12 protein-coding genes are annotated in these 10,632 nt (G+C 67.3%); 4 read left to right on the top strand and 8 right to left on the bottom strand.

Going from position 1 to position 10,632, the window contains the following annotated elements; all coding sequences use genetic code 11:
- The coding region (locus LY622_RS00205; protein ID WP_234289037.1) for a hypothetical protein at positions 1-344 on the bottom strand (344 nt) is incomplete at its 3' end.
- Between the two features lie 30 nt (positions 345-374).
- A complete protein-coding gene (locus LY622_RS00200) occupies positions 375-1,283 on the bottom strand; it encodes a LysR family transcriptional regulator (RefSeq protein ID WP_234289036.1) in 909 nt (302 codons plus the stop codon).
- 86 nt (positions 1,284-1,369) lie between these two features.
- On the opposite strand from LY622_RS00200, the gene LY622_RS00195 reads away from it, so the two are divergent.
- Positions 1,370-2,308: a DMT family transporter gene (locus LY622_RS00195; RefSeq protein WP_234289035.1), complete on the top strand. Its 939-nt coding sequence runs from the start codon at positions 1,370-1,372 to the stop codon at positions 2,306-2,308.
- On the opposite strand, the gene trmB is transcribed toward LY622_RS00195, so the two are convergent.
- From trmB to thiS, 3 genes are all read right to left on the bottom strand, one after another.
- Entirely contained in the window at positions 2,235-2,981 is a 747-nt protein-coding gene (gene trmB / locus LY622_RS00190; protein WP_234289034.1) for a tRNA (guanosine(46)-N7)-methyltransferase TrmB, read from the bottom strand. The genes LY622_RS00195 and trmB overlap by 74 nt on opposite strands.
- 27 nt (positions 2,982-3,008) lie before the next feature.
- Positions 3,009-3,806: a thiazole synthase gene (locus tag LY622_RS00185; protein WP_066451948.1), complete on the bottom strand. Its 798-nt coding sequence runs from the start codon at positions 3,804-3,806 to the stop codon at positions 3,009-3,011.
- A gap of 62 nt (positions 3,807-3,868) precedes the next feature.
- The gene (gene thiS, locus LY622_RS00180) at positions 3,869-4,069 is read right to left on the bottom strand and encodes a sulfur carrier protein ThiS (RefSeq protein WP_234289033.1); all 201 of its coding nucleotides are present in this window, start codon (positions 4,067-4,069) and stop codon (positions 3,869-3,871) included.
- Between the two features lie 95 nt (positions 4,070-4,164).
- On the opposite strand from thiS, the gene LY622_RS00175 reads away from it, so the two are divergent.
- Positions 4,165-4,542 carry a DUF423 domain-containing protein gene (locus LY622_RS00175; RefSeq protein ID WP_234289032.1) on the top strand — a complete coding sequence of 126 codons (378 nt, stop codon included), beginning with the start codon at positions 4,165-4,167 and terminating at the stop codon, positions 4,540-4,542.
- Positions 4,543-4,581: 39 nt separating this feature from the next.
- Here the strand turns inward: LY622_RS00175 and LY622_RS00170 are convergent, their stop codons facing one another.
- Positions 4,582-4,995: a PaaI family thioesterase gene (locus LY622_RS00170; RefSeq protein WP_234280147.1), complete on the bottom strand. Its 414-nt coding sequence runs from the start codon at positions 4,993-4,995 to the stop codon at positions 4,582-4,584.
- Positions 4,996-5,165: 170 nt separating this feature from the next.
- Entirely contained in the window at positions 5,166-7,340 is a 2,175-nt protein-coding gene (locus tag LY622_RS00165; RefSeq protein WP_234289031.1) for a malate synthase G, read from the bottom strand.
- Positions 7,341-7,642: 302 nt separating this feature from the next.
- Here LY622_RS00165 and LY622_RS00160 point away from each other — a divergent pair, with 302 nt between their 5' ends.
- Together LY622_RS00160 and LY622_RS00155 are read left to right on the top strand one after the other, a co-directional pair.
- Complete coding sequence (locus tag LY622_RS00160) at positions 7,643-8,623, top strand: alpha/beta hydrolase (protein ID WP_234289030.1); 981 nt, start codon at positions 7,643-7,645, stop codon at positions 8,621-8,623.
- Positions 8,617-9,096, top strand: coding sequence for a hypothetical protein (locus LY622_RS00155; RefSeq protein WP_234280144.1), 480 nt, complete (start codon positions 8,617-8,619; stop codon positions 9,094-9,096). The genes LY622_RS00160 and LY622_RS00155 overlap by 7 nt, the downstream gene beginning before the upstream one ends.
- 30 nt (positions 9,097-9,126) lie before the next feature.
- Here the strand turns inward: LY622_RS00155 and LY622_RS00150 are convergent, their stop codons facing one another.
- A complete protein-coding gene (locus LY622_RS00150; RefSeq protein WP_234289029.1) occupies positions 9,127-10,632 on the bottom strand; it encodes a YifB family Mg chelatase-like AAA ATPase in 1,506 nt (501 codons plus the stop codon).

Raw genomic sequence — 10,632 nt, 5'->3', positions numbered from 1 at the left:
GCAGGCAACTTCCCTGCTGTTGGAGGAAGCTTTAGCTCACGACTGGAGGCCGAAGGGCTCCCGGCGGTGTTGCCAGCGCTGGCGATGACCACCAGTGTTGCCGCCTCCGCCGAGGCGCCTGACGGCGCCAGTCGCGACGCGGAGCGGCGCTCCAACAGCGATTCTATCCGCCGACGCTGCCACACCGCTGTTGGAGGAAGCTTCAGCTCACGACTGGAGGCCGAAGGGCTCCCGGCGGTGTTGCCAGCGCTGGCGATGACCACCAGCGTTACCGCCTCCGCCGAGGCGCCTGGCGGCGCCAGTCGCGACGCGGAGTCGGAGCGCCGAACCGAGCGCTCCAACAATGATTCTCTCCACCGACGCTGCCGCTTCTCTCAGGACGCGCCAGCACCGCGCCAGGGCCCGCGGTGGGTCAGGCGATCGCGCAGCAGGTGGGCCATCGCTTCTGCCGCCGGCTGGGAGGCGGGGGCGATATGCGGGGCGAAATGGAGCCTCGCCTCACAGCGCTTGAGCGGTGGCATATCCTCCGCGGACCCCAGCTCGCGCATGGCCCCGGTCAGCCGTTCGCGGTCGAGTACGCTGATCGCCAGGCCCATTTCCACCGCCTTCTCGACGGCGTGGATGCTGGTGCTGGTAAAGACCGCATGCCAGGGCCGGCCGATCGCCTCGAGCGCCTCGATGGCCAGGGCCCGATAGGGGCAATCCACCTCGTGGAGCGCCAGGGGAAGGCGTGGCCTGTCGTTCAGGTCGCCGACCCGGGGGCCGGCCCACACCGGCGAGGTATGCCACAGCACCTCGCCGCCGGGCAGCGGGTTGGGGCGGTCCAGCAGCACCGACAGCGTCAGTTGGGAGCGGCTCAGCTGTCGGGCCAGCTCGCCACTGGTGGCGGTCACGATCTCGAGCAGGACATCGGGGTGGTGCGCCATGAACTCCGGCAGCACGCTGCCCAGCAGCTCCCGCGCATAGTCTTCCGGCAAGCCCAGGCGCAGCTTGCCCCCCAGGCCGCGCCCGGTGAAGCGCGAGAGCATGCCGTCATGCAGCCGCAAAAGCTCGCGGGACTCCAGCAGCAGGGCCTCGCCTACCGCCGTGGGCTTCACGCCCCGGGAGCCCCGCTCGAGCAGCCGAGACCCCAGCGCCTCCTCGAGGCGCTTGATCTGCATGCTGATGGCGCCGACGGTGCGATGGCGCTGCTGTGCCGCGGCGGCCAGCGACCCCAGCTGGGCGGCCGCCTGAAAGCTGCGCAACAGCTCCAGGTCCAGCGCCGCAGACGAGACTTCAGACATATTGAATGCTCACTCGAATAGTTATCGATTCATTGAAATCCATTTCTCCCTCATGCTCAAGGCCGTTCACCCAGGAGGGAGGAGAAATGCGAGCGTCATGGGTTTCACCGCTTATCGCCATGGGCTTCGTGGTGTGCTGGAGTTCCGGATTCGTCGGAGGCAGGTTGGCGACCGAGGCCGATACGCCCGTGCTGTCGCTTTTCGCCTGGCGTTTTCTGCTGGCGAGCCTGCTGGTCGCACTCTGGTGGCGACTGGTCGGCGGTGTCCGACTGGCCCAGCGCGATGTGGTGCGGGAAATGGCCGTCGGCAGCCTGACCATGGGCGGCTACCTGCTGGGGGTGATACTGGCGCTCGAGCAGGGCGTCAGCACCGGCGTGACCGCCCTGATCACGGCGCTGCAGCCGCTGCTCGCCGCAGCGCTTGCAGGGCCTTGGCTCGGTGAACGCCTGTCGGCCCGGGGCTGGGCAGGCATGGCCATCGCCACGCTGGGTGTATTGCTCTATGTGGTGAATGATATCGAGCATGGCGGCGGCAATGCGCCGCTGTGGGCCTATGCGCTGCCGCTGGGTTCGGTAGTGGCCGTGACTCTCGGCAGCCTGCTCTCCGTTCGCTGGGCGACCGCCCTGCCGCTGGCGGCGACCCTGATGGTACAGCTGTTCGCCGCCACCGGGATATTCACCCTGGCGGCAATGATCGTGGCGGGTGGTGCGCCGGCCCTGCCCACCGATCGGCTCAGCATCTCCGCGATCGGCTGGCTGGTGATGCTTTCCAGCCTGGGGGGATACGGCTTCTTCGTCGCGAGCCTGCGCCGGCTCGGCGTGACCCTGACCTCATCGCTGGTCTACCTTACCCCCGCGGTGACCCTGCTCTGGGCGGCGGCCATGTTCGGCGAGCAGCCGAGTGCCCAGGGCATCGCCGGCATGGCGATCGCCATCGCCGGCGCGGGCCTGGCTATGCACAGCGTCGATACAGCAGGTCCCAGACCCCGTGCCCCAATCGCTCGCCACGAACCTCGAACTTCGTGAGCGGGCGAAACGACGGCCGGGGGACGTAGGGCGCGGTCTCCGGCGAGGCGGTGTTGGCATAGCCGGGAGCGGCCTCCATCACCTCGGCCATCCACTCGGCGTAGGCCTGCCAGTCGGTGGCCATGTGCAGCGTGCCACCCATCTTCAGGCGCGTGCGGATCAGCTCGACGAAGGCGGGCTGAACGATGCGCCGCTTGTGGTGCTTCTTCTTCGGCCAGGGGTCGGGGAAGAAGAGCTGCAGCGTATCCAGGCTGGCTTCCGGCAGGCACTGCTCGAGCACCGCCAGCGCATCCTCGCGATAGATGCGGATGTTGCCCAGGCCGCGCTTGTCGGCCTCGTCGAGCAGCTTGCCTACGCCGGGGGCGTGCACCTCGATGCCGATGAAGTCGGTGTCGGGATGGCGCTCCGCCTGCTCGATCAGCGAGGCGCCCATGCCGAAACCGATCTCCACCACCCGGGGCGCCTGGCGTCCGAACAGGGCATCGAGGTCCTGGCGCCCATCCGCCAGGGTGAGTCCCAGGCGAGGCCAGACCTCCTCCAGCCCGCGTGTCTGGGCCTGGGTCATGCGTCCGGCACGCAGCACATAGCTCTTGATGCCGCGGCGGTGCAGGGGGGCATCCGGCCCTTCCGGGCCGGTGCTCGAGGTGACGTTGTCGTGGCGCTGGTCGCTCATGGAATCGATTGGGCTCTGGTAGGAAATTCAGCCGTTGATGCGGCCGGCAAAGGGCGACGAGGGGTCGGCGCTCTGGCGGCGCGGCATGCGCCCGGCCAGGAAGGCTTCACGGCCGGCTTCGACGGCTTTCTTCATGGCACTGGCCATCAGCACCGGCTGACGGGCATGGGCGATGGCGGAGTTCATCAGCACGCCGTCGCAGCCCAGCTCCATGGCCATGGCCGCATCCGAGGCGGTGCCGATGCCGGCGTCCACCAGCACCGGCACGCCGGACTGTTCGATGATCAGCCGGACGTTGTGCGGGTTCTGGATACCGTGGCCGGAGCCGATCAAGGAGCCCAGCGGCATGATGGCGCAGCAGCCCATCTGCTCGAGCTCCCGGGCCACGATCGGGTCGTCGCTGGTGTAGACCATGACGTCGAAGCCATCCTTGAGCAGCACCTCGGCCGCCTTGAGGGTCTCGACCACGTTGGGATAGAGGGTGTGGTCGTCGCCCAGCACTTCCAGCTTGACCAGCTTGTGGCCGTCGAGCAGTTCCCGGGCCAGCTTGCAGGTACGCACGGCATCCTTCGCCGTATAGCAGCCCGCGGTATTGGGCAGCAGGGTGAAGCGCTCGGGCGGCACCACGTCCAGCAGGTTGGGCTCGCCGGCCTCCTGACCCAGGTTGCTGCGGCGCACGGCGAAGGTGACTACCTCGGCACCGGAAGCGGCAATGGCTTCGGCCGTCTCGTCGAAATCCTTGTACTTGCCGGTACCCACCAGCAGCCGTGACGCGAAGGTGTGGCCGGCAATTCGCAGCGGTTGATCCTGAAAGAAGTCTGTCATCGAATATGCCTTCGTAGGGTATCTGGAAAAGAGCGGCTCATCGAACCCGTTCGTCTATCCACTCATCCACCGCCGATAGCGTGGACGATTTCGACCTGGTCGCCCTGGCTCAGGCGGGTCGTCCCGTGCTCGCTGCGGGGCACGATCTCCTCGTTGAGCTCGACGGCTATCCGTCGTCCTGTCAGGCCCAGGGTATCGATCAACTGCGCCACCGTGAGATCGGCGGCCAGATCATGGGCCTCACCGTTGAGCTGGATCTGCATGGCGTCCTCTCTGCGTTGACGGGCCAATATTGTAGCCGGTTACGTCCCCTCGGGGTACGGTGAGCAGCGATACCAACCGACAGGGAGTGACATCGATGCAGGACCGATCCTGGTGGGGCATGGCGGCGGTGTCGGGTGCCCTGATGGTGATGGCGGGCGCCTTCGGCGCTCATGCCCTGGAGGGCCAGCTGGCCCCGCGGCTGGCTGCCGCCTTCGAGACGGGGGTGCGCTATCAGGCCTGGCACACCCTGGCGATGCTGGCCGTGCTGGCCTGGCGCGCCGCGCACCCGCGTCGGGGACAGGGCGTGGTGCTGGGGCTTTGGACAGCGGGAATCGTGCTGTTCTCCGGCTCGCTCTATGTCATGGCGCTGACAGGCCTGCGCGGGCTGGGCATGATCACACCCATCGGCGGCCTGCTGATGATCGGCGGCTGGCTGGCACTGGCCGTATGCGCCCTGCGTGACCGCGCCTAGGTTCCGTATGGCCGAGCGCAGCCAGTTTTCGGACAGTGTCTAGTCGTTGTCGGGCAGCACATAGGTCGCCGTCACCAGCGCCACCGGCGCCTCGTCGCCGGCGGAAAACAGCTGCACCTCGCCCACGGCCAGGCGACGGCCCAGCTTCATGATGCGGGCATTGGCGATGATATCGCGATCCCCCCGGGGCCGGCGCAGGAAGCGGCAGTGCAGGTCGCTGGTCACGGCCATGGGCTCCGGGCCGATCTGGGCCAGGATCGCCACGTAGAGGCAGACATCGGCCAGCCCCATCAGGGTGGGGCCCGACACGCTGGCCCCGGGCCGCAGGTGCTCATCCTCGATGGCCAGGCTCATGGTGGCCCGCATCGGGCCGACGCCTTCGATGGTCCCGGCGCGCTGGGGGAATATCTCGTCGAGAAAGTCTTCGATGGCGGCGGCGGTCATCACGGTCATGGCATGGCTCCCTGCGGAAAGAAGTAATCGTGGGACGATCGGACCAAGATAGACGAGGCGGCCCGCCCCGCCCAGTGGTCGAACGTCGCCAGCATCAACGAAAACGCCCCCGCGGCTGAGTCGCGGGGGCGTGACGCCTTGCGTGCGGCCCATCGGGGGCCGACGCAGACCTACTTCGACTTGTGCACGGCGCGCCAGTGGTGCAGCAGCGGCTCGGTGTAGCCGGAGGGCTGCTCGCGCCCCTTGAAGATCAGGTCCGAGGCGGCCTGGAAGGCCGAGGAGCCCTTGAAGTCGGCGCTCATCGGCGTGTAGGTCGGGTCCCCGGCGTTCTGCTCGTCGACCACCTTGGCCATGCGCTCCAGGGTTTCCTGGACCCGGGCACTATCCACCACGCCATGGTGCAGCCAGTTGGCGATATGCTGGCTGGAGATGCGCAGGGTGGCACGGTCTTCCATCAGGCCGACGTTGTGGATATCCGGCACCTTGGAGCAGCCGACGCCGTGTTCGACCCAGCGCACCACGTAGCCGAGGATGCCCTGACAGTTGTTGTCGAGCTCCTGCTGGATCTCGTCGCTGGACCAGTTCGCCTCGGCGGCCACCGGCACGGAGAGCAGGTCATCGAGCAGGTCCGGCTCGCCCTGGGCTTCCAGCTCGCGCTGGATGCCGGTCACATCGACCTGATGATAGTGCAGCGCATGCAGTGTGGCGGCGGTGGGCGACGGCACCCAGGCGGTGTTGGCGCCGGCCTTGGGGTGGCCGACCTTCTGGTCGAGCATCGCCGCCATCAGGTCCGGCATGGCCCACATGCCCTTGCCGATCTGGGCACGGCCGCGCAGGCCGCAGGCCAGGCCGACCTGAACGTTGTTCTTCTCGTAGGCGGCGATCCAGGCGGCGTTCTTCATGTCGCCCTTGCGGATCATCGGGCCCGCTTCCATGGCGGTGTGCATCTCGTCGCCGGTGCGGTCGAGGAAGCCGGTATTGATGAACACCACCCGGGAAGTGGCCTCGGCGATACACGCCTTGAGATTGACCGTGGTACGCCGCTCCTCGTCCATGATACCCATCTTGAGGGTATCGCGGGCCATGCCCAGCAGGTCTTCCACGCGGCCGAATAGCTCGCTGGAGAACGCCACTTCCTTCGGGCCATGCATCTTGGGCTTGACGATGTAGACGGAGCCGGCGCGCGAGTTGCGCGGCGCATCGCTGCCCTTGTTGAGGTCGTGGAGCGCCAGCAGGCCGGTGACGATGGCATCGAGGATGCCCTCCGGCAGCTCATTGCCGTCGGCATCGAGCACCGCCGGCGTGGTCATCAGGTGGCCGACGTTGCGCACGAACATCAGCGAACGGCCCGGCAAGGTCAGCTTGCCGCCATCGGGGGTGGTGTAGTCGCGGTCGCCATGCAGGCGGCGAGTGATAGTCTCGCCACCCTTGGCGACCTGCTCTTCCAGGTCGCCCCGCATCAGGCCCAGCCAGTTGCGATAGACGCCAACCTTGTCCTCGGCATCCACCGCCGCCACGGAGTCCTCGCAGTCCATGATGGCGGTCAGCGCGGCCTCCACCACGAGATCCTTGACGCCGGCCGGGTCGGTCTTGCCGATCGGGTGGGCAGGATCGATCTGGATCTCCAGGTGCAGGCCATGATTGGCCAGCAGCACCGAGTCGGGACTTGCCGCCTCGCCGGTGTAACCCACCAGCTTGCCGGCATCCTTGAGGCCGGTCTCTCGGCCGCCCTCCAGGGTCACCACCAGGTGGCCGTCACGCAGGACATACTTCACGGCTTCGCGGTGCGATCCGGTGGCAAGCGGGGCGGCGCGGTCCAGCACACCTCGGGCGTAGGCGATGACCTTCTCACCGCGCTTGGGGTTGAAGCTGGTGCCTTTCTCGGCACCATCCTCTTCGGAGATGGCATCGGTACCGTACAGCGCATCGTAGAGGCTACCCCAACGGGCGTTGGCGGCATTCAGCGCATAGCGGGCATTACTCACCGGTACCACCAGCTGCGGGCCGGCCTGAATGGCGACTTCGCTATCGACATTGCCGGTGGTGACCTTGACCTGGGCAGGGGCATCCACCAGGTAGCCGATCTCCTTCAGAAAGCCGCGGTAGGCAGCCATATCACCCACCGGGCCGGGGTTTTCCCGGTGCCAGGTGTCGAGACGCTCCTGCAGATTCTCGCGTTCGGCGAGCAAATTCCGGTTCTTTGCTGTCAGATCATGAAAGATGGCGTCGACACCGGCCCAGAAGGTTTCTGCGTCGATGCCGGTGCCCGGCAGGGCCTGTTCGGTAATGAAGCCGTCCAGCTCGGCTGCCACCTGAAGACGGTGGCGAGTGACGCGTTCTGACATGGGAATCTCCTCGTGATGGCAACGGACGAGACACAATCCGCCGCCGCAATCCGTGGGGGTGAAACCACTCTATGAAGCCAATTTTGTGGAAAATTGTTCCATATGTAAACCCGGGTGAAAGGTTCAGCGCACTAGACATAGGGTTAAGAGGCAGGTTTTTGACCATTTGGTCAACACATCTGCACTTCATCGCCTATCGCTAGGCTAGACGACTCCTGTGTAAACTGCGCCTTCAGCACCATTCGACTGCCAGCCGCCATCTACGGCGCGTGAGACGACCGGCTTACCTGTCGGAGGACATGATGACCGACTTCACCCCCCTGCAGGGCCTGGGGCCAATCGCTCCTTTCGGCTCGGATGCCGGAGAACCGCTGGCCGACTATCTCGACTACTATGGGCTGTCGCCCTTGCTGACCGAGCACGTAGGGCTCTACGTCGGCTACCTGGAAACGGAACGCTATCAGCTCTGGACCCAGGTCTGGAGCCCCCGCCAGGCGGTCGGCACCGCCTTCGTGGTGCACGGCTACTTCGATCACCTCGGCTTGTATCGCCATCTGCTGGAGCGCCTGCTGGAGCGCGGCTGGCGCGTGGTGCTCTGGGACCTGCCAGGACACGGTCTCTCCAGCGGTCGGCGCGCCTGTATCGACGATTTCGAGCACTATGGGGAGTGCCTGCGCGCCCTGCAGGACCAATTGAGCGACCGGGGGCTGGCGCCCAAGCCCTGGCTCGGGGTCGGCCAGAGCACCGGTGCGGCGATCCTCGCCACCGATGCCCTCAGCCGACCCGATGACGGCCACTGGTCGGGCCTGGCCCTGCTGGCGCCGCTGGTGCGCCCCTCGGGCTGGTCCCAGTCGAGCTGGTTGCACCTGCTGGTCGGCCCGTTCGTGCGCACCCTGCCCCGGCGGTTCCGGGAGAATTCCACCGATAGCGAGTTCGCCATCTTCCTGCGTGAACAGGACCCGCTGCAGCCCGAGCACCTGTCGATGATCTGGGTCAGCGCCATGCGCCGCTGGATGCCGCAGCTGCTGGCGCTTCCCCCAAGCCAGCTACCCACGCTGATTCTGCAGGGGGAGCAGGACCTGACCGTGGACTGGGAGTGGAACCTGTCGGTGCTGGAGCGCAAGTTCCCCAATGCACGCGTTCACCGCCACCCCGAAGCGCGTCATCACCTGGTCAATGAAGCGGAGGCCATACGCCATACGCTGTTCGCGGCCCTGGACGACTTCATCGTCGACCTGGAGCTTCCCTCCCAGGCCTTCGACGAGTCTTCGCCCCGATGCTGAGATACGCCACGATACTATTGACGGCCCTGCTGCTCGCCGGCTGCGCCGCCCAGCCTCCCGAACCCGACCCGATTCGCAGGGCTTTGCAGAACCTGAGCGACCGTGCCGCCGACCGGTTGATGCATGTGGCAGAAATACAGCCACCCCAGGAGCAGGTGCTGCTGCTCGATACACCATCCGTGGATACCAGCCTGAGCATCGCCTCCGAACGCTTCCTGGAAAACCTGACCCGGGCCATGCTGCGGATTTCGGATGGCCCGCAGGTGCTGGACTGGCGCCCCGCCATGGCGGGCGACAGCGGCGACCATCAGTGGCGCCTGGCGAGCCGGCTGGAAGCCACTGCGCCGCGCCTGCAGCTCTCCGACCGCGAATTGCTGCCCTACCGTCTTACCCTGTCGCTCTATCGGCCCGATGCCGACAGCGCGCTGTGGGAGACCGAGATCGAGGGCGCATTCGACGCCACGGCGCTATAGGCCTCAGCGCAGTCGCGTGAAAACGGCCTCTTAGCCCTGGCGCTGACGATCCAGTTGCCGATAGCCGATCGCCTCCATCAGCTCGCCGCGCTCCGGCTGCGGCTTGCCGGCAAGGTCGGCCAGGGTCAGCGCCACCCGCAGCACCCGATGGTAGGCGCGCGCGGAGAGCCGCAGCCGCTCGAGCACCCCGGCCAGCCAGGCGCGATCCGCCGTCGACAGGGCACAGGCCGCCTCCAGCTCCCGGCTTCCCAGATAGGCATTGAGCGCCCCCCGGGCATACTGGCGCTCGCGGGCCGCCATGACCCGCTCACGCACCTCCGCCGAGCTTTCCCCCGTCTCGCGGGAGGTCAGCTGTTCCGGCGGCAGGGCCGGCACCTCCACCTGCAGGTCGATTCGATCCAGCAGCGGCCCCGAGAGTCGCGACTGGTAGCGCTGGATCTGGGCGGCGGTGCACTGGCAGGCCTGGCGGGGGTCCCCCAGGTGGCCACAGGGGCACGGATTCATTGCCGCCACCAGCTGAAATCGCGCCGGAAATTTCCGTTCGTGGTTGGCCCGGGCGATATGGATGCGGCCCGACTCCATGGGCTCGCGCATCACCTCCAGGACATGGCGGCTGAACTCGGGCAGTTCATCGAGAAACAGCACCCCCTGGTGGGCCAGGGATATCTCACCGGGACGCGGCCAGGAACCGCCGCCCACCAGGGCCACGGCGCTGGCGGTATGGTGGGGTGCACGAAAGGGACGACGCCCCCACTGCTCGGACAGCGGCAGGCCACAGACCGAGCGGATGGCGGCCACTTCCAGGGCCTCATCCTCGGTCAGCGGCGGCAGGATGCCCGGCAGGCGGCTGGCCAACATGGTCTTGCCGGTGCCTGGCGGGCCTGAGAAAAGCAGGTTGTGGCCGCCCGCGGCGGCGATCTCCAGCGCCCGGCGCGCCTGATGCTGCCCCCGCACCTCGGCCAGATCCCCCTCGATGACCGGCGATAACGGCGGTGCTTCCAACTGGTGCGCCGCGATCGGTGTCTGGCCCAGCAGATGGGCCACCACCTCCAGCAGGTGGTCGGCGGGCAGCACCTGAAGGTCGCCGGCCAGGGCAGCCTCGTCGGCACACTCCCGCGGCACGATCAGCTTGCGGCCGGCACGCCGTGCGGCCAGCGCCAAGGGCAGTACCCCGCTGATCGGGCGCAGCCGGCCGTCCAGCGCCAGTTCGCCGACGCTTTCGATGCCATCGAGGGCATCGCCGGGCAGCTGGCCGGAGGCCACCAGGATCCCCAGGGCAATGGGCAGGTCGAAGCGCCCGCCGACCTTGGGCAGGTCGGCGGGCGCCAGGTTGAGCACGATTCTTCGCGTGTTGGGGAAGTCGAAGCCGGCGTTGACCAGGGCGCTGCGCACTCGCTCGCGGCTCTCCTTGACCGCGGCCTCCGGCAGGCCGACCAGGGTCATGCCCGGCAGGCCGTTGGCCAGATGTACCTCGACGAGCACCTCGGGCGCCTCCAGCCCCAGGCCGGCCCGGGTGGCAACGATTGCCAGCATCAT

This window comes from Halomonas alkalisoli, from assembly GCF_021412585.1.
In the GTDB taxonomy this organism is placed as follows: Bacteria; Pseudomonadota; Gammaproteobacteria; order Pseudomonadales; family Halomonadaceae; genus Halomonas; species Halomonas alkalisoli.
This window is presented reverse-complemented; position numbering and strand designations above follow the sequence as displayed.